This is a genomic window from Blautia sp. HCP3S3_G3 (assembly GCF_052063365.1).
Taxonomy (GTDB): Bacteria; Bacillota; Clostridia; order Lachnospirales; family Lachnospiraceae; genus Blautia_A.
The window spans coordinates 49,373-73,536 of sequence record NZ_JBQHXR010000006.1; the positions used below are offsets into that span (position 1 = coordinate 49,373).

The 24,164-nt window shown below is 42.4% G+C and carries 27 protein-coding genes and 5 pseudogenes; 3 read left to right on the plus strand and 29 right to left on the minus strand.

Features of this window, described 5'->3' with window-relative positions; all coding sequences use genetic code 11:
• Positions 1 to 205: 205 nt before the first annotated feature.
• The 12 genes and pseudogenes from ACTNEW_RS07875 to ACTNEW_RS07930 all read right to left on the minus strand — a co-directional run bounded on the left by ACTNEW_RS07875 (position 206) and on the right by ACTNEW_RS07930 (position 6,684).
• Positions 206 to 352 (minus strand): hypothetical protein, encoded by a 147-nt coding sequence (locus ACTNEW_RS07875; protein ID WP_235249045.1) that lies wholly within the window; start codon positions 350 to 352, stop codon positions 206 to 208.
• 592 nt (positions 353 to 944) lie between these two features.
• A pseudogene (locus ACTNEW_RS07880) lies at positions 945 to 1,490 on the minus strand (GNAT family N-acetyltransferase); the annotation flags it as partial.
• A gap of 3 nt (positions 1,491 to 1,493) precedes the next feature.
• A complete protein-coding gene (locus ACTNEW_RS07885) occupies positions 1,494 to 2,066 on the minus strand; it encodes a TetR/AcrR family transcriptional regulator (RefSeq protein ID WP_441059733.1) in 573 nt (190 codons plus the stop codon).
• Positions 2,067 to 2,191: 125 nt separating this feature from the next.
• On the minus strand, positions 2,192 to 2,503 hold the full coding sequence (locus ACTNEW_RS07890) for a TfoX/Sxy family protein (RefSeq protein WP_441059735.1): 312 nt from the start codon (positions 2,501 to 2,503) through the stop codon (positions 2,192 to 2,194).
• Between the two features lie 20 nt (positions 2,504 to 2,523).
• Positions 2,524 to 3,015: a cysteine hydrolase family protein gene (locus tag ACTNEW_RS07895; RefSeq protein WP_441059737.1), complete on the minus strand. Its 492-nt coding sequence runs from the start codon at positions 3,013 to 3,015 to the stop codon at positions 2,524 to 2,526.
• Positions 3,016 to 3,021: 6 nt separating this feature from the next.
• Complete coding sequence (locus ACTNEW_RS07900) at positions 3,022 to 3,660, minus strand: GyrI-like domain-containing protein (protein ID WP_441059739.1); 639 nt, start codon at positions 3,658 to 3,660, stop codon at positions 3,022 to 3,024.
• Positions 3,661 to 3,671: 11 nt separating this feature from the next.
• Positions 3,672 to 4,022, minus strand: coding sequence for a TIGR04076 family protein (locus ACTNEW_RS07905; RefSeq protein ID WP_178857169.1), 351 nt, complete (start codon positions 4,020 to 4,022; stop codon positions 3,672 to 3,674).
• Between the two features lie 4 nt (positions 4,023 to 4,026).
• Positions 4,027 to 4,419, minus strand: coding sequence for a VOC family protein (locus ACTNEW_RS07910; RefSeq protein WP_441059742.1), 393 nt, complete (start codon positions 4,417 to 4,419; stop codon positions 4,027 to 4,029).
• Positions 4,416 to 5,336, minus strand: coding sequence for a helix-turn-helix transcriptional regulator (locus ACTNEW_RS07915; protein WP_441059744.1), 921 nt, complete (start codon positions 5,334 to 5,336; stop codon positions 4,416 to 4,418). The genes ACTNEW_RS07910 and ACTNEW_RS07915 overlap by 4 nt, the downstream gene beginning before the upstream one ends.
• Positions 5,337 to 5,496: 160 nt before the next feature.
• Positions 5,497 to 6,027, minus strand: coding sequence for a hypothetical protein (locus ACTNEW_RS07920; protein ID WP_441059746.1), 531 nt, complete (start codon positions 6,025 to 6,027; stop codon positions 5,497 to 5,499).
• Between the two features lie 204 nt (positions 6,028 to 6,231).
• The gene (locus ACTNEW_RS07925) at positions 6,232 to 6,426 is read right to left on the minus strand and encodes a helix-turn-helix domain-containing protein (RefSeq protein WP_441059748.1); all 195 of its coding nucleotides are present in this window, start codon (positions 6,424 to 6,426) and stop codon (positions 6,232 to 6,234) included.
• A gap of 129 nt (positions 6,427 to 6,555) precedes the next feature.
• Entirely contained in the window at positions 6,556 to 6,684 is a 129-nt protein-coding gene (locus ACTNEW_RS07930) for a hypothetical protein (RefSeq protein ID WP_441059750.1), read from the minus strand.
• 148 nt (positions 6,685 to 6,832) lie between these two features.
• Between ACTNEW_RS07930 and ACTNEW_RS07935 the strand changes: the two genes are divergently transcribed.
• Entirely contained in the window at positions 6,833 to 7,348 is a 516-nt protein-coding gene (locus ACTNEW_RS07935; protein WP_441059752.1) for a helix-turn-helix domain-containing protein, read from the plus strand.
• Between the two features lie 160 nt (positions 7,349 to 7,508).
• Here the strand turns inward: ACTNEW_RS07935 and ACTNEW_RS07940 are convergent, their stop codons facing one another.
• On the minus strand, positions 7,509 to 8,345 hold the full coding sequence (locus ACTNEW_RS07940; protein WP_441059754.1) for an AIM24 family protein: 837 nt from the start codon (positions 8,343 to 8,345) through the stop codon (positions 7,509 to 7,511).
• A gap of 131 nt (positions 8,346 to 8,476) precedes the next feature.
• Positions 8,477 to 8,608, minus strand: a pseudogene (locus tag ACTNEW_RS07945) (DUF6783 domain-containing protein); the annotation flags it as partial.
• On the opposite strand from ACTNEW_RS07945, the pseudogene ACTNEW_RS07950 reads away from it, so the two are divergent.
• Both ACTNEW_RS07950 and ACTNEW_RS07955 read left to right on the plus strand, forming a co-directional pair.
• Positions 8,585 to 8,692: pseudogene (locus tag ACTNEW_RS07950) on the plus strand (DUF6783 domain-containing protein); the annotation flags it as partial. The pseudogenes ACTNEW_RS07945 and ACTNEW_RS07950 overlap by 24 nt on opposite strands.
• A 169-nt stretch (positions 8,693 to 8,861) precedes the next feature.
• Positions 8,862 to 10,133 (plus strand): annotated as a pseudogene (locus tag ACTNEW_RS07955) (ISLre2 family transposase); the annotation flags it as partial.
• A gap of 189 nt (positions 10,134 to 10,322) precedes the next feature.
• Here the strand turns inward: ACTNEW_RS07955 and ACTNEW_RS07960 are convergent.
• The 15 genes and pseudogenes from ACTNEW_RS07960 to ACTNEW_RS08030 all read right to left on the minus strand — a co-directional run bounded on the left by ACTNEW_RS07960 (position 10,323) and on the right by ACTNEW_RS08030 (position 24,152).
• Positions 10,323 to 10,997: an ExeA family protein gene (locus tag ACTNEW_RS07960; protein ID WP_441059882.1), complete on the minus strand. Its 675-nt coding sequence runs from the start codon at positions 10,995 to 10,997 to the stop codon at positions 10,323 to 10,325.
• Positions 10,998 to 11,151: 154 nt separating this feature from the next.
• Positions 11,152 to 11,769 (minus strand): flavin reductase, encoded by a 618-nt coding sequence (locus ACTNEW_RS07965; protein WP_441059756.1) that lies wholly within the window; start codon positions 11,767 to 11,769, stop codon positions 11,152 to 11,154.
• A gap of 17 nt (positions 11,770 to 11,786) precedes the next feature.
• Positions 11,787 to 12,524, minus strand: coding sequence for an SDR family NAD(P)-dependent oxidoreductase (locus ACTNEW_RS07970; protein WP_441059758.1), 738 nt, complete (start codon positions 12,522 to 12,524; stop codon positions 11,787 to 11,789).
• A gap of 31 nt (positions 12,525 to 12,555) precedes the next feature.
• The gene (locus tag ACTNEW_RS07975) at positions 12,556 to 12,939 is read right to left on the minus strand and encodes a Fur family transcriptional regulator (RefSeq protein ID WP_441059760.1); all 384 of its coding nucleotides are present in this window, start codon (positions 12,937 to 12,939) and stop codon (positions 12,556 to 12,558) included.
• A gap of 414 nt (positions 12,940 to 13,353) precedes the next feature.
• Positions 13,354 to 14,493 carry a glycosyl hydrolase family 18 protein gene (locus tag ACTNEW_RS07980; protein ID WP_441059762.1) on the minus strand — a complete coding sequence of 380 codons (1,140 nt, stop codon included), beginning with the start codon at positions 14,491 to 14,493 and terminating at the stop codon, positions 13,354 to 13,356.
• 529 nt (positions 14,494 to 15,022) lie between these two features.
• Positions 15,023 to 16,498: pseudogene (lysS, locus tag ACTNEW_RS07985) on the minus strand (lysine--tRNA ligase); the annotation flags it as partial.
• Positions 16,499 to 16,521: 23 nt separating this feature from the next.
• Positions 16,522 to 17,004 (minus strand): transcription elongation factor GreA, encoded by a 483-nt coding sequence (gene greA, locus ACTNEW_RS07990; protein WP_441059764.1) that lies wholly within the window; start codon positions 17,002 to 17,004, stop codon positions 16,522 to 16,524.
• A 284-nt stretch (positions 17,005 to 17,288) separates the two neighbouring features.
• A complete protein-coding gene (locus tag ACTNEW_RS07995) occupies positions 17,289 to 18,641 on the minus strand; it encodes a prealbumin-like fold domain-containing protein (protein WP_441059766.1) in 1,353 nt (450 codons plus the stop codon).
• Positions 18,638 to 19,600 (minus strand): tRNA dihydrouridine synthase DusB, encoded by a 963-nt coding sequence (gene dusB, locus ACTNEW_RS08000; RefSeq protein WP_441059884.1) that lies wholly within the window; start codon positions 19,598 to 19,600, stop codon positions 18,638 to 18,640. The genes ACTNEW_RS07995 and dusB overlap by 4 nt, the downstream gene beginning before the upstream one ends.
• A 9-nt stretch (positions 19,601 to 19,609) precedes the next feature.
• Positions 19,610 to 19,984, minus strand: coding sequence for a DUF6145 family protein (locus ACTNEW_RS08005; RefSeq protein ID WP_441059886.1), 375 nt, complete (start codon positions 19,982 to 19,984; stop codon positions 19,610 to 19,612).
• An 82-nt stretch (positions 19,985 to 20,066) separates the two neighbouring features.
• Positions 20,067 to 20,876, minus strand: coding sequence for a biotin--[acetyl-CoA-carboxylase] ligase (locus ACTNEW_RS08010; protein ID WP_441059768.1), 810 nt, complete (start codon positions 20,874 to 20,876; stop codon positions 20,067 to 20,069).
• Positions 20,873 to 21,871 carry an ornithine carbamoyltransferase gene (argF, locus tag ACTNEW_RS08015; RefSeq protein ID WP_441059770.1) on the minus strand — a complete coding sequence of 333 codons (999 nt, stop codon included), beginning with the start codon at positions 21,869 to 21,871 and terminating at the stop codon, positions 20,873 to 20,875. Before argF ends, ACTNEW_RS08010 begins: the two co-directional genes overlap by 4 nt.
• Positions 21,872 to 21,898: 27 nt before the next feature.
• Positions 21,899 to 22,831, minus strand: a complete 933-nt coding sequence (locus tag ACTNEW_RS08020) for an SPFH domain-containing protein (protein ID WP_441059772.1) — start codon at positions 22,829 to 22,831, stop codon at positions 21,899 to 21,901.
• A gap of 3 nt (positions 22,832 to 22,834) precedes the next feature.
• The gene (locus ACTNEW_RS08025; protein WP_441059774.1) at positions 22,835 to 23,272 is read right to left on the minus strand and encodes an NfeD family protein; all 438 of its coding nucleotides are present in this window, start codon (positions 23,270 to 23,272) and stop codon (positions 22,835 to 22,837) included.
• Positions 23,273 to 23,375: 103 nt separating this feature from the next.
• A complete protein-coding gene (locus ACTNEW_RS08030) occupies positions 23,376 to 24,152 on the minus strand; it encodes a TrmH family RNA methyltransferase (RefSeq protein WP_441059776.1) in 777 nt (258 codons plus the stop codon).
• Between the last annotated feature and the right edge of the window lie 12 nt (positions 24,153 to 24,164).

Here is a 24,164-nt window from a genome sequence, read left to right on the forward strand (position 1 = left end):
CTTATAATATGTCCCTCTTGTATCGCTGCAAAAGTTGCCGCCAGACACACAAAAATAGCTGAATACGAAACATCAATCAACGATAAAGTAAGCGGCAATGCAAATAACACAGCACCTGTGATTTTATTAGCCAAAGAATGAACTGTCACAAATCGCTTTTGCACCACAAATCCAGAAATAATATTGATTAGCTTTATTACTGCGATCAAGCCTGTCCAAATCCAGATAGCCATACTGAAAAAGAATGATCAATCGGAACACCTGCTAATTCCTCTATCTGGGCATATGTCAATTTAAATTGGTCCTGACCATTTTCAGCTATCCATTTCCATAATCCATCATATTTACTCATCACATAGCTCCTGCATACATCTATCCAAAAATCTCATCTGCTCCTTAGTATGAAACCAGTGTTCTCCGCCCTCCATTACTGTAAGCCCCGCGCCATTATCATTAACAAATTCATTAATCGTATCGATTGACTGCAGGTTATCCGTGCTTCCATACAATATTTCAGTCGGCACCTTCCAGTTAATCTTATTATTTCTGACATACTGAAGATAATCCCAGGATAAGTCATCTCCGAAATCAACCGGAATAATTTTTTTCTCTTCCAGTTCTCTTTCGCTTACTCCTGCCCAGGAAATCATATCAAGTATCAGTTTCTCCAGATTTACAATCGGCGAAATAAAATATGCTCTTTCGAAATACTCACTAATACCTGCGTTCATAGAAAAATAAGCCCCAATGCTGCCGGCAATAAGAATCATTTCACTATATGTCTTTTTAAGTTCCTTTACCTTATCACCAAATTCTTCCTTGGCCTCCCAGGGATTCTCAGCTTTGTAATCAAACCCATATACGTCATAGTCTCTAAAAAACGGTTTGTAATGTTCCGATTCTGAAGCACTTCCACCTTTTCCATGAACATAAAAAACCAACTTCTTATTCTGATTATCCAACCAGTCTTGTTTTGTAAGAAAAGTGAAATGCTCTGTTCTTACATCTCCCATAAGTTCACACGGTTTATTTTCTTCCGTGTGATGATACACAAAGCCGCACTTCTCCTGGCATCGTTTCGATTTTTCATTGCCGTCATAATACCCGCACCACATAGCACTGCAGCCTAAATCCAGAAATGCATGCTTCTGTAATGCTTTGACCGCTTCCGGAATCAGTCCTCGTCCCCAGAATGGTACTCCGATCCAATATCCCACCTCTATCTCATCATCTGCCGCAGCAGTATGCGACTGAGCAGGAGGAATCAGACCTATGCTGCCTATCGCCACGTTATCGTCTTTCAGACAAACAGCATATGTTTCATCTGCCGATAACACGTTTTTTATGATTTCAAGGCTATTTTCCACACTTGTATGAACAGGCCATCCTGCAATCGGACCAACCTCTGGATCTTTTGCATATTTATATAAGCTTTCTGCATCCTTCTCCTCCCATGGACGAAGAATCAGTCTTTCTGTTTCTAATACCATAACCTATTGCTCCTTTATCAATTGCTTTCTAATATGATTCGTAATCGAATCAAACACTTCGGGTGTCATACTTACAATTCTGCTCCACATTCGAACGCCCTGATAAGCATAGAGAATTACATTAACAATCTCTTTGACATTCACTGTATTGAATTCGCCTCTGACTATTCCATATTCAATAAGATCAGACCATTTCTTTTCACCTATCCTATTGAAGTAATTCATCCTATCATTCGAGCAGGTACCTGAATATTCATACATTGCCAGAGACAGTGAATCTTCTGAATGCTCCATCTCATTCCTCATCAGCGCAAGTGCTCTGTCAAGAATATCTGTTGCCGCCATCCCATCTTCTATTTCTTTTTGAAAATTCATTTCATCTTTCTGGTTAATTTTCTCAAGAATTGCTTCAAACAATTCTCTTGTGCTTCCAAAATGACTATATAACCCACCTCTGCTCATTCCAGTTGCTTCGCAGATATCTTTCATAGTGATCTTATTAAATCCATCCCTTGCAAACAACTCGTATGCAGTATCTAAAATGCTTTCTCTTGTTCGTTCCTTCTTGCTAATCATATCTACATCTCCATTTTCGACACTGATGTCGGTTTCATTATAGACATCTATGTCGATTTTGTCAAGAAAAAGCCTGCAAGCATCAGGACTCTCATCCCTACACCCGCAGGCTCGAATATTACGTTCTATTTCTTTTTTCTTTTTGGCAATTCATCATACATAGCTTCAAACAACTTAACCAGATACTCTCTATCGTCAACATCATCCACCAAAAGCATTCCCTTTGCTCCTTCATAAGGAACTTCCATTTCTGCATTTGGCATTAAATTTACCGCGGCTCTTACTGGTTTTACAAGAAACCTATCATCGTATATTCCACCGATAACTCTCTCACGATAATAAAGGATGTATTCACCCATCATTGCTCTATAGGTTATGTCATCTAGTGCGGACAGCTGTTCCAATATAAAGATTAAATATTCTTTACTTGATGCCATAATTCAATTCACTTTCTTTATTAAGCTGTTATATATTCATCTAATCGTTTTACCTCGCACCCCTTTTCCTCATAATACTTAAGCATTTCATCTACTTTCTTCAGGTCATAACTTGTAACGCAGTCAGATATTACATGCACCAGATAACCTGTCTTGGCCATATTATAAGTGGTTGATTTTACACAGCCAACAGCATCTGCACCACACACATAAAATTCATCAATCTCATTCTTATCAATAAACTCAGTGAATGCTTCACATGTTAAGGCACTGGCTTTCGTCTTTACAAAAATATTATCTGACACTACATGAAGTTCCGGAGCAAGCTCAGCACCTTTAGTACCAGGCTTAAATGTTCTGGTACCTACAGAGATATTATTATGCTGAATATATACAATCTGCATCTGATAACTCTGTGCCCAATCAATGGCTGAATTGATCCGATCAATTATACCTCTATAATTTTTTGTAATATCATTTTGAATATCAATAACTACTAATGCCTTGCTCATTTTCTCCTAAGCCTCCTTTTTGCAGATCGGATGTCTGATTACGGTCTTCCATTTTTCCGGAGCAATCTTTCTTGCATCAGACATATAGATTTCGTGATGCAGTCTGGCGTTATTAAAATCATTTCTATATCCGTTCTCTTCGATATATTGATTCATAATAGCTACTGTTGCTGGCTCGTCATCAAAAGATCCATGATGCATAATCTGAACACATAAGCCTTCTTCCACAGTTAAATATTCTGCCTTGGAGCAATCTATTTTCTTCTTTGCAGATGCGGTTTTTACCGCCCAGTCAAAATCCTCTTTTCTTACAAAATCAGGCAGTCTGATTACCGATATCCAGTTAAATTCCACTTTACTGCTATAGTCACAGCCATCTACACCATCCTGCCACCAAAAACCTTCCAGCGGTGGCACAACATATTCAAAAAATCCTTCTATCTTATAATCTGACTTGTAACTCATCTTCAAAGTATATGCAATCGCATACAGGATTCCCACAGCATGCTGGTATGCACCGCCTTCCTCATTTGGATTTCCCTTTCCTCTTACTGCAATATAATTTGCTTTCGGAACCGTCACAATCTCCGGTGTATTCTTAGGCACGTAAAATTCCTTATACGCTTTCTTAAAGTTAAATGCCATATACTTCCCCTTCACTCCTCATAATGCTTGCCGGTATAAAAATTCTCAGCGCCAGTCTTTTTAGCAGTCATATGAAAACAGACACATCCATCCGGACATACGTAATCCTTTTCATTGTTTCCAGTCCCACCTACCAGTGCAAGATTTCCTCCACTTCTGACAGCCTGCATATCTCCGTAAAGAATCTGCATCATTTTCTGACAGATTCCATACCCCTGTTCATTAACAGGGCAACCATATGTACAGGTATATTTATCCCCGATTTCCTCCCCATTTCTGCATAAATGCTCTGTGTGGTTTCCCCGCAGATATCCTGTTACCTCAATCGTAAAAATATACTCTTCGTCATACCATTTCTTCATTTATTCACACCTCCTTAAAGGATCCTATTTCAATAAGGTTTCCCTCCGGATCGGCAATATAGCAAGTTCTCTGACCCCAAGACTCTGTCGTTGGTTCCATAATACTTTCGGCACCGGCTGCAATTACTTCTGCGTAGGTCTTATCAACCGCTGCATAGTTATCTACGCTGAGCGCAATCTCATAATGTCCATTCACACCTTTACAATACGAGAATGTCCTATTTGTCATTTTTTCAAAATCACTTTTTCGATATAAAAGAAATAGCGTTCCATCCTTTTCAAGAAAGACATTTGAAGTATTCTCATCTTCCTTTATCCCAAACCCCAGAACATCACGATAGAATCTGACCATAACAGCCATGTCATCAACAAAAATTCCAAATCCATCTAATCTCATTTCACTGATTCCTTCCTATATTTTTCTGCAATATCCGTAGCGATACAAAATAGTTTCTGCCTTATGGTTTCAGGTTCAATAATGGTAACCTTATCCCTCATGGTAAGCATCCAGGACAGTACTCCCTCGTCATCAGCGTAATCGTGTTCAAATAGGAGTTTTCCATCCGATAGTTCTGTGAAAGACTCTATTCCATATTCCTCAATCAGGTGCCATTTCATGGATGCATCAAAAATAGCTTTTACTTTCCCCTTTGAAGGAAATACTCTCTCATTTGATAAATCAGGCATCGGCACATCGCTTCTTTTTTCAAAGTTTCTTACGTGTGCTATTTCTGCCATACGATTCAGCTTGAACAGCCTGAAATCATTTCTAAGCAGGCAGTATCCATACACATACCAACTCGACCATTTGAAAACCAGATAGTATGGCTCAATCTCTCTTTCAGAGTTTCCCTTTGGTGCATAATATTCAAATTTCAATATTCTTCCCAGTTCAATTGCATCCTGTATCAGTTCGATTTTAGGTGATATAGAATCCTTATTCCAGGAAGATAAGTCAATAAGAATCGATTCTGAACCACTGACAAACTCTGTGGAACCAGCCTTGATTTTCTCCATAAGCTGACCATAATAATGACTGCCGCTCACACTATCCAAACTTCGAAGTCCGGCCATAATCATTTGCATATCTTTAGATGAGAGAATCGTCCTATCCATTCTGTATCCATCCATTATGCTGATTCCACCACCGGTTCCCTGTGATGTAACAATCGGAATTCCAGCTCTGCAAAGATCATCAATATCTCTATTAATTGTTCTTTTTGAGACTTCAAACACTTGTGCCAGTTCCGGGGCAGTCACCTTTTCTTTCTGTAATAAAATAGAAAGAATCCCAATAAGTCTATCTATTTTCATATCGCTTTCACTTCCTGATATATTCTAACATCCACAACATGACATCTGTATGTCGTGTTTGTTTCATTATATACAATATTTTTCAAAAAATCAAAAAAAGCCCGCAGACATCAGGACTCTCATCCCAACACCGCAGGCTCACTCACATTTTCCTATTCACCTACACTCTCTGGCAGAAATCTAACGCAATCCATCCAGTTCCAGACTTCAACTTTCCCCATCCAGCATCAGAGCCTTTACCCTCTCTGACTTCTAAAATAGTAAATACACCTACTCCAGTGTAATGCCCTGTTTTAGCCGTATCCGTTCCGGCTCCAACCCGGATGTTCAGATTCGGAACACTCACCTTCACCATAAAAGGACAGTCAGCATTCGTCATGCCGCTGTCTGCCCTGTCAGATTCTCCTGATTTATACAAAGCTTTCCCATTCCAGTCAAACACTGTATATCCCGGATTCTTATCTGCCATCTGCTTTGCATTCTCCAGCACCGTATAAGCACCAAGCTGGGAGGCAGCATCTGCCCATGTCTTCCTAACACGGTAGTAATTCTTCTGTACAGGCTCTGTCATTCCATCATTTCCGCCTCCAAGCTTTGCCGTAACCGTAGAAGCAAGATCACCAAGCCTTTCATAGAGCCAGTTTCCCGGGCAGCTTTTATTGGCAAACCAGCGGTGCACCGTGATTAACACTGACTAAAAATGGCTAATTCTAAGCGGCTCTGAGTGGTCAATTCCACCCGACCCTAACACAGACAAAAGAATATCTCTTTCCTTTATCTGGAAATAAACCGACTGTCCTGCCATCTCCCCATCGCTGCTATTACATCGATACAAATAATATTCCTCTTCCGGTTTTCCCCAGCGAAACATTGCCTTATCCAATATTTCCTGCTTCTATACATCGTCTATCTCACCAAAATACTTTTCCTCCAGCCCAAAATACTGGGATAGCTGCTCCACCCGCTTTTGGGGCAATTCTTTTTTATCATTTTCCCAAGCACTCACCATTTGGCGTGAAACGCCCAGTGCCATTGCCAAACTGCTAAGTGAAATATTACATTGTGTTCTTATAAATCTGAGTCCATTCATCAATTAATCCTCCATCTGTTATTCGGAAGCGCTTCTTGGTCTAAGCATATTGCAGGTTGACAGCCAGTGTCAACCTGCAACTTCAATTAATGAATCAATCGGACTTGCTTGTTTCTTTTCCGTCCCCAATCATCCCTTTTCCTCTTTCGCCGGTTTCAATACCGATTTATCCCGAATTCCCAGTTTTTCACTGAATTCCGGGTTATTTTCCATTTTTTCAATGATTCTGATTAACTGTATTCTTTTTGCTGCATCCATCTCTGCACCTCATTTCCTCTGACTTATCCTTGCCGTTTTTCTATGTTTTCAGTATAATAATTTTACATGCAGAAATACACGTTGGAAGAGAGGACTTAGACATGTGTATTTCTCTGGAACGTGTTTGAAAGATGAAGGAGAACTATTAATGGGTAAACAATCAACAAGAGAAAATAAAAATATATACCAGCTGTGCCGGGAAGCTCAGGGACTTACCCGCGAAAAAGCAAGTGAAAATATGGCAGGGGTATCTGCTTCCAAAATCGAGAAGATTGAATATGAACTTCAGGAACCAACTCCGTATGACATCATTCAGATGGCTGACTGCTATAAGAGACCGGATCTTTGCAATTACTACTGTTCCCACAAATGCATAATCGGGGACCGTTACGTTCCGGAAGTTGAAATATCTGAATTATCCAATATCATTTTGGAAACTATCGCCAGTCTGAATGAAATCAATCCTCTGACCGCCCGTCTGATCCAGATCGCAAGAGATGGAAAAATTACAGATGATGAGATGAAAGACTTCGCTCTTATCAGTAAAAAACTTGATGAAGTATCTCTGGCTATTGATTCCTTAAATCTGTGGGTGGATAAAACTGCCAGTGAGAATAACCTTAATATAGAACTGTTAAATGCCGAAAAAGAAAAACTCAAATAAATGAAAGGGCAGTAATTTACGAAACCTCATAAATTACTGCCTTTCACTAATTGTATTCTTGAATTCTTTTTTATGAGTTCTTTCATCTGGAGATTATTTGGTAATTACCACTTTTCCTTCCGAATCAAGCAATGGGATAATACTTCCTGCATATCCCAATTTACTTTCCTAATGTATTGCTGCTTTTTGCCCCTGCCTTCGCACTGATGGTATTCGTAGATTCAAGAAGGGAAGAAGTCGGTGCAACCGGACTCATTAAAATTCTTCCTGTTCCACGATATACATTGACCAGGCCTTCTCCACTGACTGCGGATCCTACCAGTGTTTTTGTCGTTCTTTCTACGGTAAAATCCAGATTAGAAGACCAGCAGACTGCCAGGTTTCCATCAATTTTCAGTTCATCATTTTCCAGTTCGATTTCAATCAGTTCACTCTCCGGAACATTACTCTCCAGTGCAACGACGCCGCTTCCCTGAAGGCTCATATTAAACAGGCCTTCGCCTCCTAAAACTGCGGATGAAACATTTTTTCTGGCAATGATGTTTCTTTTTACATTTGCATCACAGGCAAGGAACATTCCATCTTCAATGGTCATTCCAACAGCTCCCCATTTTGATACATCCTGAAGGATAATGTATTTATATGTAGGCTCCAGCACGAGACAACCTTCTCCAACATATTCCGGTTTTACTGCAGATTCCCTGGTCACAGCACCTTTTAATGCTTTTCCAAACAGATCTCCGATTCCTTTTACACCGGATGTTGCCTGAACATTTCCACCCATCCACTGCATGGAGCCTGCCTGAATGACTGCAGAATGATCCTTGTTAATATCAATTACAACCTGCCTTCTTCTGACATTCATTTTACTCATAAAGTATTCATTGATTGCATTCATTGGAGATACACTTGCATCCTGTACATATTCCAATACATGGAAATTATCCAATGTCTTAATAAATTTTCTGTTTTCATTTTCAAGATTTACAATTCTCATAATTGTTTTCTCCTCTCTTTTCCCTTCCATCTGAAAATACAACTGGGAATTCCGTTATTCATGGAGAAATTATATCTTAATCTCTAAAATAAATACACGTTTCGTATGTGGAAATATTCCCACGTATTTCACTAATTTTGAGAAAACAATGGGGACGGAGACAATGATCTAGAGTGTGTTTGAAAATTGCTTTTCGACAGATGTGCGTCACAATTTGTGGGAAATTTGACTCAAATGAGGGAGGCATAGCGGGCTATGTTGACCGAATGCGAGGCAAATTTCCCGCAAAGTGGGGCGTGCATATGACGGGAATGAATTTTCAAACACGCTCTAAGCTTGTGGATTAGCTATGATTCTTGTGAGTGTGATTGATATTGGAATAGAACTGGATGTACTCATAGAAAAAGCTAGCGTAAAATTTTAGTCGGAAAATTAAAAATGGTAATAAAAGAGAACACCACTTTGTGATAAAGTATTTAGCGACGAAACTAATACAAACAAAGGAAGGTGTTCTCTATGGTTAAGAGTATAAAACATTTCGCAGAAGAAAGCATCAGTATTTTTGAAAAATTGGAGGATGATTTTTTTAAACATCCTGAAAAGATGGCGGAGTATGTCAGAGGTATCACCAGGGAACTGCATAAGGTTGGTCTCCTTATAATTCAGGAGTCTCTGGAACAAATGAACCAGCAGCTGAAAGACAACGGTAAGAGAACAACCAGATGGTATGTTGAAAAAGACAGTCAAAAGCAGCTTGTCACGTCGCTGGGAACGGTGCACTTTACAAAAACCCTCTTCAAGAACAGGGAAACCGGTGAGATGGAGTATCTGTTGGACAGGATTCTGGGTCTGGAAAAGCATGAAAGAATAACAGAAGATGCGGTGGCATCCATGCTGGAAGAAGCGGTACAGACTTCCTACAGAAGAGGTGGCGAGGAAACCAGTCTGGAAGGAACTGTGAGCAAACAGACCGTAAAAGCAAAGCTGCATGGACTGAAGTTCCCGAAAGACATCAAAGAGCCCGAAAAGAAAAAGGAAGTGAAATATCTGTATATAGAAGCAGATGAGGATCATGTTTCACTCCAGTTTCATGAACGGAAGGGGGATCTGATTAAAAATAACAATGGTCAGAAAAACAACTGTCAGATTACAAAACTGGTGTATGTGCATGAAGGAATTGAACCGGAAGCACCGCAAAGCAAACGATATAAACTGATAAATCCACACTACTTCTGCAGGGTATGCGATGGAAAAGACAATGAAGCATTCTGGGATGAAGTCTACGAATATATCAATGCCCATTATGAGCTTGAGAAAGTAAAAAAGATCTATCTGAATGCGGATGGAGGAGGCTGGATAGAAACAGCAAAGACACGATTTAAGGGAGTATCCTATGTACTGGATGAGTTTCATTTACAGAAATACCTGATCCTCCTGATTAGCCATATGAAAGACAGCGCAGATGATGCATACAGAGAGCTGGGGAGAGAAATACGAAAGGGAACGAAAGACGATTTTTGTGAAATCGTGGAGAGATTGAAGAATGCACTTCCGGAAGAAAATATAGAATCGGGTACGAAACGATTGGAGAAGAGCCGGGATTATATACTGGAGAACTGGGGAGCAGCACGGCTGCGTCTGATGCACAAAGAAGGAGTGATCGGAAGCAGTACAGAAGGGCATGTAAGCCATATACTGTCATCAAGGATGAGTTCCAGACCGATGGGATGGAGCCGAAAAGGTGCCGCACAAATGGCACAGTTGCGCGCCTATTATTATAATGGTGGAGATATGTTGGAATTGGTAAGATATCAGAAAGCAGAGTGTTGTCCAGCAAATTAAATGATGCCCCATTCGGCAGATTATTTCGTGCTGATTTTAGAACCTTGCAAATGTGTCAGTCACTTTAAAGATGATTATTTCTGCGAATTGTTTTCCTGACAGAAAAACCCCCGCAAATTAATTGCGGGAGTCTTCTCACCCAAGGGTGCTGTCATTGATTGCCTGCATCACGATGTCAGCCGTGATCCGGTTTGCTGTCTGGATATGCCCGATCACAAGGGAAGCATTGCAGAGCTTGCTGATCACCCGGGCTGTTCCATCGGAAGCGTTCAGGATCGCTTCGATGGCCGCGTCATCAAAAACAGGATCTGTACAGCCTGCCTTTTTCAGTTTCCATTCAATGTAAGCACGTCCTTCCTCTTTTGAGTAGCCGTCTATGTTATAGTTCATGATGATACGCTGACGGAGCGGTTCATGGATGGAAAGCTGGAGCGTATTGTTCAGCTGAGGCAGGCCGACCAGGAGAATCACAGCCCGGTCTCTGGAATCCATCTCAAAGTTGAACAGGATCTTCAGATCGTTCAGAACAGCGTTTTTGATATAGTTCGCTTCATCAATGATGATAACTGGAGTCTTCCTCTTATCCAGAGCAAGACGATTGATCTCCTCCTGAATGATATGAAAGTTTTCAGTCTTCCGGTAGGACGGCTGGGCACCCAGAGACGCGGCGAGATTCCGGTAGAAATCATTCACCGTAACGGTGTAAAGGCTGGTATAGATCACCTTATACAGGGAAGGGTTCAATCCGGCAGACCAGGAACGGACCAGAGTTGTTTTTCCACGGCCCGGAGCGCCGGTAAGAAGACCGATCTTCTATCTTTTCCATCCTCTAATATAAAAAAATTCCATCACTTAAGAAAATTTCCAAGTGATGGAATGACATTACACTTCATTTCCTGCTGCTGTTTTTTACAAAATAATAAAGACCGCCAACAACAAACTATCCTTCTTTCACAGTATAAAGTTATGACGTCACCTTTTCAAAATCGGAAGCCGGATGCTTACAAAGCGGGCAGACAAAGTCTGCTGGAAGTTCCTCCCCTTCGTATACATATCCGCACACAGTACAGCGCCATACCGTTTTCCCCGTCAAAATCTTCTCTTCCGGTCTGGGTTTGATAGAAGACTGATAATATGCATAGGAAGCAGACGGCGCCGATGACAGCATCTCCATATCATCCACGGAAGCAATGAACATGGTATGGCTTCCCAGATCAATCGTCTGCTCTACCGTTGCACTGATATAGGCATTTGTTCCTTCCGTAATATAGTAAAGACCGTTCTCACTGCGTTTGCAGGCATGATACCCCTCAAATTTCTCTGCCGTTCTCCCAGATTGAAAACCAAAATGCTGGAATATTTTGAAATCTGCCTCTTCACTTAAAACAGAAATATTAAACTTTCTGCTTTCCATCACAAGGTCATGAGTAAAATTATCCCTATTTACCGTGATACTGATTCTGTTTGGGCTGGAAGTCACCTGTCCTGCCGTATTAATAATACAGCCATTATCTTTTTCTCCCAGACGGGAAGTCAGCACAAACAATCCGTATGTCAGTTGATACATCGCTTTTTTATTCATCCTGGTTTTCCTCCCTATCAGGTCATTGCCGCACCGTCAACACGCAGCGTGATTCCTGTCACATAGCTTGCCAGATCACTGGCCAGAAACAGATAAGCATTTGCAATATCAAGAGGCTCTCCCATTCTTCCAAGCGGTATACCCGCTGAAATTCTGTCAACCATTTCCTTGGGCAGTACAGCTACCATATCTGTTCTCGTAACACCAGGAGCTACAGCATTTACACGAATCTGATCCTTTGCCAATTCCCTGGCAAGTGATTTCGTGAGACCGTTGACTGCAAATTTAGTTGCCGGATAACCACATCCCGACGGCTGTCCATACTCCCCAACCATGGAACTGGTATTAATGATAACTCCGCCTCCCTGCGCTCTCATAATCCTTGCAGCAGCCTGAGAACAGACAAAAACAGCCTTTAAATTAATATCAACGATCTTGGAAAATTCTTCCACCGTATAATCATACAGACTGGTTCTGGAAGAAATTCCGGCATTATTCGCAAGGATATCAATTCTTCCAAACCTCTCTTTCACAGAAGCAAATGCGTCCGCTACCTCATCTGGAGAACACAAATCAGGCCAAATTCCCATCACCCGTTCTTTATACTCCGACAGTTGTGAAATTGCTTTTTCTACAGACTCCTTTCTGGATCCTGCAATAGCCACATTGGCACCATTTTCAAGGTATTTTTTTACAATAGAAAATCCAATTCCTCTGGTTCCGCCCGTAATGATAGCTATCTTTCCTTTTAACATCTCTATACACCTCCTTAAAGTATGTTGGTTTTTATTCTTTTTTATCCTGCTCGTCCAGTTTTTTCCTGCACTCGGGGCAAAGATAATAAACCTTCAGATCATAATACAAAAATCCGTCCCCCATCTGTTCCCGTAAAGATGCGGTCAAATCCTTGAACGTAACGTCTGCAAGCTTCCCACAATGCCTGCAGACCAGATGATCATGCTTTTCCATTCGATCATACCTGTCCGGCATTCCTTCGATGGATACCTTGCGAATCAGCTCCTCCTCCAGTAATTTATTCAGATTATTATACACTGTCGCAAGAACCACTTTCGGATGTCGTTCCTTCAGTCTCTGAAAAATCTGTTCTACAGTTAGATGTTCACAGGAAGTGTTTACAATGGCAAATACTTCTTTCTCATATTTTGTCATACTTTATCCTCTTTCGTGCTTCGCTACCTTTAGAACAATTCTAATTTTATTATAATCATTCTAAATTAATTGTCAAGTAAAATTCATTTAAATTTCTGTCAACAATGCTACTATTTTTATTTTTCAACGGAAATCTTTTATACTACATCAATGTTTTTACAATATATCTATTTTCAGTACATTTTACAAAATATTCAAGCATTTTTATTGTATCATTTTCTCCAGCCATTTTCAATGAAGGAATTTTTTCGTTCTGATAGGCTTTCACCAGTAAGATCGGGGTCATGCTCACAGCAGCACTCTTGATTCTTTTATTTCTTATATCATTGGCAAAATTCCTTTGAATCTGCTTTGGCTTTATCCTATAGTAATTACGGCATATGACACAAGTCAAGGGGATAAAACTGTACTCAATTATTTTTTTACCCGAAACCTCTCCGCCAAAAGCAGCCAATTGACCCGAAACAGCTGCATGATCTGCCAGTATCCCGGACCACGTAAGAAAAATTCATCAATCAGGTCAAATTTTCCCTGCAGGCTTCTCACATCCTCAAACCATACTTCATGCTCTACTCCTATTTCATCAAAATAATGAAAAAAAGGCGATCGGGCAATTTCATCAAACTGAATTTCTGCCCCATAATGAATGGCAATCCGCACTGCTTCTATATTCCCAATAGTCTTTGCCGCTGTCTGATCCTGGATAAAAGGCAGGGGCCAGTCATATCCGTAATTAGGAATTCCAAGGCTGATCTTCGAAGGCAGGATCTCAGTGACTGCATACTCCACAACCTGGCGGACTTTATTTAAAGGTGCCACTGCCATGGGAGGTCCATACTTGTATCCCCACTCATAAGTCATAAGTAGCACAGAATCCGCAGCTTCTCCCAGCGCCCGGTAGTCCTTTCCGGCATAAAGAAGCCCGGGCTGCTCTGCCGATGATTTAGGAGCCAGTGCAACAGAAACTGTATATCCATATTCATGCATCACCTGCGTGCAGATTCGGACAAATTTCGTGAAATAATCCCGATCCTCCTCTAATACATACTCAAAATCAATATCCAGACCCCGGTACCATTTTTCTTCCATAACAGCCAATAATTCATTAAGAAGTTTTTCCTGCGCCTGAGAATTTCTTACCACCGCGCTGATCAGACGATTGTCAAATCTTCCGTCAGCTCCGAGAGGCGTCAATGTGAGAATCGCCCGTGTTCCATACTGCGCTGCCATAAAGATCATCCACTGCTCATCCAAAAGAGGAGAAAGCAACTCTCCTTCTGACGTAAAACCATAAGAAAAAACAGACAGATCCGACAAATACGGTAGTGTCTGTTCTAAAACCCAGCGGCTGATAAAAGGATAGGCGTATCCATTACTGATAATTTCACGCCCGGTACCTGTTATATCGCCGTCTCTGATCAGAAGTGCCTGACCGACAGCCAGTTCATACGGATATACAAGCTGATTATCCTCTATGATCTGTATCACAGGCACTCCATAATTTAATGCAATTTCATCAATATTGTTTCCCGGCTGTACGACATAAATGCTCATGACTTTCCTCCGGCTTCACACAATTCCAGGATATTGATAAAGTATATGCAGCAGTTTCTCGATTACTGCGCACTTTTTCTACATCATGAAATATTCGCAATCGTTTTTGTGACAAACCAGATTTATGCTTTTTATCAATTAGTCAAGCAGACATTCTCCATCCGCCGCGCTTACTTGATTCGGTGAAATGTGATTTTTCCACATTGATTTCAATTACATTTCACTGCGGATCGCCCATCTCATTTTTGTGGAACGGGCCCGGCTGTTGCGGACACATTCTTCGGCTGATGGCCGGATCACATCTTTATTAATTTTTCATTGTAATCATGTCTCGTTAATACCATCTCTTCATTCAAAAAATAAAAGAGATAATTCCAGTATTTTCAACTGAATTATCTCTTCTATTCATTCAAAATCACATAAATCTACGAATCTCTACGCAAACCCTGCATAGATTGGTACAAAATCTGATTTCTGGTACAGAACACATACCGCAAACCCTTGATTTTACTGCGTTTTACTTATCCAGTGTCTTCATCGTCGGAAACAGCAATACATCACGAATTGCAGCGCTGTCTGTCAGCAGCATGCACATTCTGTCGATTCCGAATCCGATTCCGCCTGTCGGAGGCATACCGATTTCAAGTGCGTTAAGGAAGTCTTCATCTGTGGTGTTGGCTTCTTCGTCACCCTGGGCAAGCTGCTCTTCCTGGGCTTTGAAACGTTCTCTCTGATCGATCGGGTCGTTCAGCTCGGAGTAAGCGTTGGCCATTTCCCAGCCATTCATGAAAAATTCGAAACGCTCTACATATTCCGGATTCTCCGGTTTCTTCTTGGTAAGAGGAGAAATCTCAATCGGATGATCCATAACAAAAGTCGGCTGAATCAGATGTTCTTCTACATATTCCTCGAAGAACAGGTTCAGGATATCACCTTTCTTATGACGTTCCTCATATTCGATGTGATGCTCTTTTGCCACGGCTCTTGCCTCTTCCAGAGTATGGATTTCATTGAAGTCCACACCGGAATATTTCTTAACTGCATCCAGCATGGTAATTCTCTCAAACGGTTTGCCGAGATCCATTTCAATACCATTGTAGGTAATGGTGGTTGTGCCAAGAACTTCCTGTGCCACATAGCGGTACAGATTCTCGGTCAGATCCATCATGCCGTGATAATCGGTATATGCCTGATAAAGCTCCATCAGAGTGAATTCCGGATTATGACGGGTATCAAGACCCTCGTTACGGAATACACGACCGATTTCGTAAACTTTCTCCAGACCCCCGACGATCAGTCGTTTCAGATAAAGTTCCAGGGAAATACGAAGTTTCAGGTCTTCATCAAGTGCATTGAAATGTGTTTCAAAAGGACGTGCCGCAGCACCGCCGGCATTGGATACCAGCATAGGAGTCTCCACTTCCATGAAGCCCTGATCTCCCAAGTATCTGCGAATTGCACTCAAAATCTTGGAACGCTTGATAAAGGTATCTTTTACTTCCGGGTTCATGATCAGGTCTACGTATCTCTGACGATAACGGAGATCTGTATTGGTCAGACCATGGAATTTCTCCGGAAGCACCTGAAGGCTCTTGGACAGAAGTGTTACTTCCGAAGCATGGATAGAAATTTCTCCTGTCTTGGTTTTAAATACTTCGCCTTTGATTCCTACGATATCGCCAACGTCCAATTTCTTGAAATCTTTGTACGGATCTTCTCCCAGGCTGTCTCTTGCCACATAGGACTGGATGGTTCCTTCTTTATCCTGTACATGACAAAAAGAAGCTTTTCCCATTACACGTTTGGACATCATACGACCTGCTACAGTAATGGTCTTGCCTTCCAGTTCTTCGAAATGGTCTTTGACTTCCTGGCTGTGATGTGTTACATCATATTTTACGATTTTAAATGGATCTTTGCCATTTGCCTGTAAATCTGCCAGTTTCTCGCGGCGGACTGATCGCAACTGATTTAAATCCTGCTCCTGCTTCTTCTGCTCTGCCACCTTAGTGCCTCCTTATATATTGTTTAAATGTTTCTCTGGATTTCCAAAACTTTGTACTGCATCACTCCGGACGGCATCTCCACGTCTACAGTATCACCGGTATGTGCACCGATCAGTGCCTTGCCTACAGGGGATTCATTGGAGATTTTGCCCTGAAGGCTGTTTGCTTCTGTAGAGCCTACGATCTTAAGTTCGATTTCTTCATCAAACTCCACATCGTAAACTTTAACTTTACATCCAACACTGATTCTGTCAAGATCGACTTCATCTTCTACGACGACCTCGGCATTTTTCAGGATTTTTTCGATTTCTTCAATACGTGCTTCAATATCTCTCTGTTCATCTTTAGCTGCATCATACTCTGCATTTTCAGATAAGTCGCCCTGTTCTCTGGCTTCTTTAATTTTTCCTGCTACTTCTTTTCTTTTTACTACCTTTAAGTCATGCAGCTCTTCTTCTAATTTTTTAAGTCCTGCATAAGTTAGTAAGTTCTTCTTTTCTTCCATATTCCTTACTCCCTTTCCTGCCCGGATCTGAATCGCCGATGCTTTTCCACAATCCGGAAATTCCATTGCATCTCATATCCGGCACGATCAGATATCAATAGATGTGCCTCTGCCCTTTTCCTAAAAAAGGGTAGACTTATGCCAGGATACTCGCAATTTCTGTATTATACATAAAATCATCTGTGTTGTCAAGTGTGAGAAAGACCGTGTTTCTGCTTTATGAGAAAAAACGTTTCAGCTTTTGTATGAGAAAATCTTTTCAGCTTCTGTATGAGAAAACCTTTTCAGCTTTTGATGTAAATCTTCCTTTGTGTTACCGCAAAAACATATTTTTTCCCGGAAAGTTCATAACTATCCGGATTTTTCAGTTCTGCAAAATAATACTCATTTGCCGGCAGATTTGGTGCCATCAAAACACCTGCAGAATTTGTTGTATAAATTCCATTTTCCTCATCCCTGTCATATGTTTCCCAGCATTCTGATATTTCCCCTTGGGAAACTCCCTTTGCAAAAAGCTGATACCGGATACCTTCGATTGGATTTCCAGTGCCATCCTTTACTTTCAGAAAAACAGTTCCGGCAAATCCTGTGTTGATTATTTCCACAATCGTGGTCTTTCCTGAATGGCTTTCCATAGTATCTGATGATAAATCACTTTCTATGGCTTCTGATAATGAATCATTTTCCATGGCTTCTGACGATGAATCACTTTCCGCTGCATTGTTTTCCGGCAAGTATAATCCGCCGATTTCAAAATTCACTTCCGGTTTTTCATTCTGTCCGCTGACGATTCCGGAATCTTCACAAATTTCCATACCATCTACTGTCACTGGATAATTTCCATATTTCTGCACCGTAATTTCATAAGCAGTGCCAAAAGGAATATCACTAAATTCTGCAGTTTTATTCTCTGTCAGCCAGACAATACCATCCGTCACCGAAATTTCCGCGTCACCGATATGAACTGTTCCGTCATATAAATCTCCGCCAATTCTGACTGTGAACGGCATAAACGGACAATTCATTCCCGATTCACAGGTATATCCAAGAGTCATACTTCCTCTGCCAAGAGTATTAACAAATACTTCCGTTGCTTCCGGGCAGTCTTCACTGATTACCCCGTCTGTTTCCCGCGTGTCCGTTCCATTCACCGTGGTTGTATAAGAAATATCCTTTTTTTGTATAACATGATAACTGCTTCCATATGCAATGCCGCCGATTTCCGCTCTCTGGCCGCCTTTCAGTTTCACTTTTCCGTCATCTGTCGTTATTTCTGTACCATCTACGATAACTTTCCCCTGATACTTCTCGTCATTGATCCGAATAACCAGCGTAAATCGATCATTCTCCGAACCTCCATGCTGCAGCACCCTCAGATGGAGAATCCCTTCTTGTGCATAAATATCCGAATCCACAGCACTTGTCGGGACATCCTCGTCATCTGCACTTTCATCGACTTCCACACTTTTTTCATCTTCAATACTTTCACTGACCTCCCGGCTCGTACCATCTTCCTGTTTCCGGCTTATCCCGGAATTTTCCTGGTACATAAAAATACCTGCCATCACCAAAAGTACGATGACCATAATTATCCCGAAATATTTTCCATTCCATTTCTTTTGTTTCGTAACGGTCATCCTCCAAGTTTCTCAAGCAGACCTTCCAGTTCCCCGTAGCTTGCAATGGTATTGGATTCCCGGCGTAATCCCGCACTGTGACGCATGCCTGCAGTATACCATGCCACATGCTTGCGCATTTCCCGGATTCCGGTAAATTCTCCCTTCAGTTCAATCTGTGCCCTTGCGTGACGAAGAATCATCTCCCGGATTTCAGAAACAGAAGGTCTCTCCAGCAATTCCCCTGTTGCCAAATAATGCTGCAGCTCCCGGAAAATCCATGGATTCCCACGCACTGCCCTTCCGATCATCACAGCGTCACATCCTGTTTCTTCCATCATTTTTTCAGCTTTTAACGGAGAGTCCACATCACCGTTGCCGATTACAGGAATAGAAACCGCCTCTTTCACTCTCCGGATTGCATCCCAGTCAGCCTGACCGGAATAATACTGCTGTCTGGTTCTTCCGTGAACAGCAATCGCCGCCGCACCGGAATCCTCCACGATTTTTGCAATTTCCACTACATCTACCGGATAACCTTCAAATCCGATACGGACTTTTACAGTTACCGGTTTTTTTATTGCATGAGAAACCCCAGTCACGATTTCTCTGATCAGCGCAGGATTTTTCAGAAGGGCGGAACCCTCCCCGTTATTTACTACCTTCGGCACCGGACATCCCATATTAATGTCCAGAATGTCAAAAGGACGCCCCTCAATTTCAGCTGCCACCCGTGCCATCAGCTCCGGTTCACTGCCAAAAAGCTGCATGGACACCGGATGCTCGCAGGGATCAATTTCCATGAGCGCCTCTGTATTTTTATTATGAAAAGAAATTGCCTTGGCGCTGACCATTTCCATACAGATCAGACCGGCTCCCTGTTCTTTGCAGAGTTTTCGGAAAGGAAGATCCGTTACACCGGCCATAGGTGCCAGTACAAAGGGATTTTCCATCTGCACATCACCGATTTTCCACCGCATCTGCATGATTTATTCCTCTTTATCCACGGAATCCACTTTTTTCTGCAGCTCCTCATCCGGAATCTCCCCAAGGAAAAATACCCGGTAGTAAATTTCCAGAGATTCCAGCAATTCTCTTTTTTCCGTCTGAATTTTTTTGATTTTCAGCACACTGCCGATCTCATCAAAAAATCCATCACTGTCCTCTGCTTCTGTCTTAAACTGAAGATGTCCTTGTTCATCAAATTCCAGTGTCAGGATTCCTCCGATTTCTTCCGTATAAAGTACACAGAGAACCTGCAGTTCCTGTTTCACATGTTCCGGAAGGGAATCGAAATCATGATTAAAATAAAATTTCTGTTCATAAGCGCTTGCTCCGCAGAGCACAATATTTTCCTGATACATAATTCCTCCATATCCACGCACCGATGGCTTCTTATTTCTCACACATAACGGTATAATCCGCATACCGATAACTCCTCATTTCTCACACATAACTGTATAATCCGCGTACCGATACTTCCCCGGCACTTACACATATTCTCGTACCGTCCGTCTTCTCTACGATCAGCTCACCCTTCTCATCAATTCCCCGGGCAATCCCTTCATAAGGAGCGATCGTATCCAGCACACGCACCGGCTGTCCAAAGTTTGCCAGCATACGATTATAATCTTCCTGCAAAAAAGTCAGGTCACATGTTTTTGCAAATTTTTCGTAATTTTGTTCAAAAGCTTCCATTACGTATGCGATCATCTCATTCCTGTCAAATTTCTTCCCTGTTTCCAGATAAAGAGAGGTCGCTTTGTCTGCCAGTTCATCCGGAATCGTATCCAGATTCACATTGATTCCCACTCCGCTCACCACATATCGGATCTTACCTTCCTCAACGCTCATTTCTGTGAGAATTCCGCAGATTTTTTTTCGGGAAACCACCACATCATTCGGCCATTTGATCAGAGTCTCCACACCTATTTTCTGAGCCGCCTGCGCAACAGACAGTCCCATCACAACCGTCAGCATAGGCGCATACTGAGGTTCAAAATCCGGGCGAAGAAGGATACTCATGGTAACACAGCTTCCGGAAGGTGCCGTCCATCTCCGGCCGAGACGTCCCTTGCCTGCCGACTGATAATCCGCCACTGCAAGAGTGCCGTGCTCTGCACCGTCTTTTCCCAGTTTCTTCGCCCACTCATTGGTAGAATCCACTTCTTCCACAAAATGGACGGTTTTACCCGCCCATTTCGTATGTATCGCATCTGAAATTGTCTTTTCGTCAAATTTCATCTCTGTCATCATCTCTCCGGCTCACCCAAAGTTGCCACCATTACCGCCTTGATGGTATGCATACGGTTCTCTGCCTCATCAAAAACCTTTGACTGTACAGACTCAAACACCTCATCCGTTACTTCCATATCAGTAAGCTGGAAGCGCTCTCCCATTTCCTTGCCGATCTTTGTCTTCAGATCGTGGAATGCAGGCAGGCAGTGCAGGAAAATTGCATTTTCTCCGGCATTTGCCATGATTTCCTTCGTAACTTTATATGGTGTCAGCTCACGGATTCTTTCTTCCCATACTTCGTCCGGCTCACCCATGGAAACCCATACGTCCGTATAGATCACGTCCGCATTTCTGGTTCCTTCCATCGCATCCTCTGTCAGAGTGACAGAACCGCCGGAAGCCTCCGCCCATTCCTGGCACTGTGCAACCAGTTCTTCATTCGGGAAATATTTCTTCGTCGTGCATGCGGTAAAATGCATGCCAAGCTTGGAACAAGCTACCATCAGGGAATTTCCCATATTGTAGCGGGCATCACCCATATAAACCAGACGGATTCCTTCCAGTCTGCCGAAATGCTCGCGAATAGTCAGCATATCGGCCAGCATCTGAGTCGGATGATATTCATTGGTCAGACCGTTCCATACAGGAACACCCGCATGTTTCGCAAGTTCTTCCACGATTTCCTGTCCAAATCCGCGGTATTCAATACCGTCAAACATTCTTCCAAGAACTCTCGCCGTGTCAGCAATACTCTCTTTCTTGCCGATCTGAGAACCTGTCGGATCCAGATAAGTGCTTCCCATGCCCAGATCATGTGCTGCCACTTCAAAGGCACAGCGTGTTCTGGTACTGGTTTTTTCAAAAATCAGTGCAATATTTTTGCCTTTGTAATACTCATGCAGTTCACCGGCTTTTTTCTTAGCCTTCAAATCTGCAGACAAATCCAGAAGATATACGATTTCCTCCGGTGTGTAATCTTTCAGTGTCAGGAAATTCCGTCCTTTTAAATTCATAATAATCTCCTCCTCTGTGGTTCTATATTATTTTTCCTCATCCTTAACAATTTCTTTCAGAGATGCCGCAAGACCTGCGATTCCCTGAATATCTGACGGAATGATCAGCTTCGTTGCCTTGCCGTCAGCAGCTTTTGCAAAGGCCTCCAGACTCTTCAGCGTAAGAACCGACTGATCTGCACCGGCTTCCTTGATCATACGGATACCTTCTGCGGTTGCCTTCTGTACTTTCAGCACTGCTTCTGCCTGACCTTCCGCTTCTTTGATCATACGCTCCTTCTGAGCCTCCGCACGAAGGATCGCTGCCTGTTTCTCTGCTTCCGCATCAAGAATTGCAGACTGTTTCTTACCTTCTGCCACAAGAATGGTAGACCGCTTCTCACCTTCTGCGATCAGAATCGCCTCACGGCGCTCACGTTCTGCTTTCATCTGTTTCTCCATGGCATCCTGAATAGCTGCCGGAGGAATAATATTCTTCAGCTCCACACGATTCACTTTGATTCCCCACGGATCTGTGGCAACATCCAGAGATGCGCGCATCTTGGTATTGATCACCTCACGGGAAGTCAGAGTTTCATCCAGTTCCATATCACCAATAATGTTACGGAGTGTAGTCGCAGAAAGATTTTCGATTGCCATGATTGGATTTTCCACACCGTAAGCATACAGCTTGGGATCTGTGATCTGGAAAAATACCACTGTATCGATCTGCATAGTAACATTATCCTTGGTAATCACCGGCTGCGGCGGAAAATCTACGACCTGTTCCTTCAGGTTGACTTTTCTGGCTGCACGCTCAATAAACGGAACTTTAAAGTGAATACCTGTGTTCCATGTAGCACGGTATGCACCAAGGCGTTCCAGAACAACTGCATAGGCCTGCGGCACGATTCTGATGCAAGATGCCAGAATCCACAGCAAAAGTACCAGTAAAATAATAACAAAAATACCTGTTCCCATCGCTTAACCCTCCTGTACTTCTTCAACAATCAATTTTACACCCTGTATTTCTTTTACCATAACAACTGCATTTTCCGGGATTACAATACCATCAGAAGCCGTTCTTGCCATCCACTCAATATCACTGATTCTCACCTGTCCGGTCTGTGCCAGATTGTCAATTGTCTGAATGACAACGGCTTTTCTGCCGATCAGGCTCTCTGCATTGGTTTTTGTCACACCTTTGTTCATAAACTTCACTGCAGCCGGTCTTGTAAAAATCAGAAGCACCAGTGATACACACAAAAGCAGCATCAGCTGAGTAATCAGTCCTGCCCCGAAATAGGACGCAACTGCCGCCACAAGGGCACCTCCGGCAAACCAGATGGTTGTCAGTCCTGCCGTAATCGCTTCTGTGACCAGTAATACCGCAAGTATTGCGAGCCATATGAACGGATCCATAAAATTCCCCCTTCCCGTATATGCTCTGCCAGACATTTCCATCATCATCTGATAAAACTCATTCAGATGTAATGATGAATTTCTTCATGGAACTGCACCTCTCTCAGTTCCTGCGCTGACGCGCTGCTTCATACATCAGAATTCCTGCTGCCATCGCAGCATTGAGAGATTCCACTCTGCCGCACATGGGAATTTTTATCAGACAGTCCGCTGCCGAGGCCGCCTCTTCACTCAGTCCATTCCCCTCGTTTCCGATCAGAAACGCGGTTCCTCCCCGATAGTCTTCCCCATCATAAAAGTTTTTACCCTTCAGATGAGCTGCATATGTGCGGATATTTTTTTCACAAAAACTCTCTTTTAATGATACCACATCTTCCACATATAGAAAAGGCATTCTGTACACAGAACCCATGGTGGAACGGATAACCTTCGGATTTGTCACATCCACACAGGTTTTTGTAAGAAGAATTCCATCCACACCTGCCCCTTCTCCTGTCCGGAAAATCGTCCCCGCATTTCCTGGGTCCTGCAGGTCCTCCAGCACCATCACAAACGGATGCTCTTTGCGAAAAATATCTTCCAATGTATAAGACGGTGTTTTCAGAACGGTAAGGATTCCCTGTGGAGTCAGCGTATCACTCATCTGTCGGAAAACTCCATCCGCCACGATTTCATACGGCAGTTCCCGTACATGCTCCATCAGTTCCTCGTCTTCAGACAGACTCTCCGTCACATAAACTCTTGAAATCCAGTCACGGGGTGCCTCTGCGAACATTTTCCTTCCTTCTGCAACAAAAAGCCCTTGTTTTTTCCGGGCTTTTGTCTTCTGATTCAACTGTATAATATTCTTTACCTGTTCATTATTCAAACTGGTAATCATAAATGATCCTCT

What these genes read in the sequence shown, in the direction of transcription:
- ACTNEW_RS07875 (WP_235249045.1), bottom strand. Translation starts at nt 352, where the DNA reads ATGAGTAAATATGATGGATTATGGAAATGGATAGCTGAAAATGGTCAG.
- ACTNEW_RS07885 (WP_441059733.1), bottom strand. Translation starts at nt 2,066, where the DNA reads ATGATTAGCAAGAAGGAACGAACAAGAGAAAGCATTTTAGATACTGCA.
- ACTNEW_RS07890 (WP_441059735.1), bottom strand. Translation starts at nt 2,503, where the DNA reads ATGGCATCAAGTAAAGAATATTTAATCTTTATATTGGAACAGCTGTCC.
- ACTNEW_RS07895 (WP_441059737.1), bottom strand. Translation starts at nt 3,015, where the DNA reads ATGAGCAAGGCATTAGTAGTTATTGATATTCAAAATGATATTACAAAA.
- ACTNEW_RS07900 (WP_441059739.1), bottom strand. Translation starts at nt 3,660, where the DNA reads ATGGCATTTAACTTTAAGAAAGCGTATAAGGAATTTTACGTGCCTAAG.
- ACTNEW_RS07905 (WP_178857169.1), bottom strand. Translation starts at nt 4,022, where the DNA reads ATGAAGAAATGGTATGACGAAGAGTATATTTTTACGATTGAGGTAACA.
- ACTNEW_RS07910 (WP_441059742.1), bottom strand. Translation starts at nt 4,419, where the DNA reads ATGAGATTAGATGGATTTGGAATTTTTGTTGATGACATGGCTGTTATG.
- ACTNEW_RS07915 (WP_441059744.1), bottom strand. Translation starts at nt 5,336, where the DNA reads ATGAAAATAGATAGACTTATTGGGATTCTTTCTATTTTATTACAGAAA.
- ACTNEW_RS07925 (WP_441059748.1), bottom strand. Translation starts at nt 6,426, where the DNA reads ATGAATGGACTCAGATTTATAAGAACACAATGTAATATTTCACTTAGC.
- ACTNEW_RS07930 (WP_441059750.1), bottom strand. Translation starts at nt 6,684, where the DNA reads ATGGATGCAGCAAAAAGAATACAGTTAATCAGAATCATTGAAAAAATG.
- ACTNEW_RS07935 (WP_441059752.1), top strand. Translation starts at nt 6,833, where the DNA reads ATGGGTAAACAATCAACAAGAGAAAATAAAAATATATACCAGCTGTGC.
- ACTNEW_RS07940 (WP_441059754.1), bottom strand. Translation starts at nt 8,345, where the DNA reads ATGAGAATTGTAAATCTTGAAAATGAAAACAGAAAATTTATTAAGACA.
- ACTNEW_RS07965 (WP_441059756.1), bottom strand. Translation starts at nt 11,769, where the DNA reads ATGAATAAAAAAGCGATGTATCAACTGACATACGGATTGTTTGTGCTG.
- ACTNEW_RS07970 (WP_441059758.1), bottom strand. Translation starts at nt 12,524, where the DNA reads ATGTTAAAAGGAAAGATAGCTATCATTACGGGCGGAACCAGAGGAATT.
- ACTNEW_RS07975 (WP_441059760.1), bottom strand. Translation starts at nt 12,939, where the DNA reads ATGACAAAATATGAGAAAGAAGTATTTGCCATTGTAAACACTTCCTGT.
- ACTNEW_RS07980 (WP_441059762.1), bottom strand. Translation starts at nt 14,493, where the DNA reads ATGAGCATTTATGTCGTACAGCCGGGAAACAATATTGATGAAATTGCA.
- greA (WP_441059764.1), bottom strand. Translation starts at nt 17,004, where the DNA reads ATGGAAGAAAAGAAGAACTTACTAACTTATGCAGGACTTAAAAAATTA.
- ACTNEW_RS07995 (WP_441059766.1), bottom strand. Translation starts at nt 18,641, where the DNA reads ATGACCGTTACGAAACAAAAGAAATGGAATGGAAAATATTTCGGGATA.
- dusB (WP_441059884.1), bottom strand. Translation starts at nt 19,600, where the DNA reads ATGCGGTGGAAAATCGGTGATGTGCAGATGGAAAATCCCTTTGTACTG.
- ACTNEW_RS08005 (WP_441059886.1), bottom strand. Translation starts at nt 19,984, where the DNA reads ATGTATCAGGAAAATATTGTGCTCTGCGGAGCAAGCGCTTATGAACAG.
- ACTNEW_RS08010 (WP_441059768.1), bottom strand. Translation starts at nt 20,876, where the DNA reads ATGATGACAGAGATGAAATTTGACGAAAAGACAATTTCAGATGCGATA.
- argF (WP_441059770.1), bottom strand. Translation starts at nt 21,871, where the DNA reads ATGAATTTAAAAGGACGGAATTTCCTGACACTGAAAGATTACACACCG.
- ACTNEW_RS08020 (WP_441059772.1), bottom strand. Translation starts at nt 22,831, where the DNA reads ATGGGAACAGGTATTTTTGTTATTATTTTACTGGTACTTTTGCTGTGG.
- ACTNEW_RS08025 (WP_441059774.1), bottom strand. Translation starts at nt 23,272, where the DNA reads ATGGATCCGTTCATATGGCTCGCAATACTTGCGGTATTACTGGTCACA.
- ACTNEW_RS08030 (WP_441059776.1), bottom strand. Translation starts at nt 24,152, where the DNA reads ATGATTACCAGTTTGAATAATGAACAGGTAAAGAATATTATACAGTTG.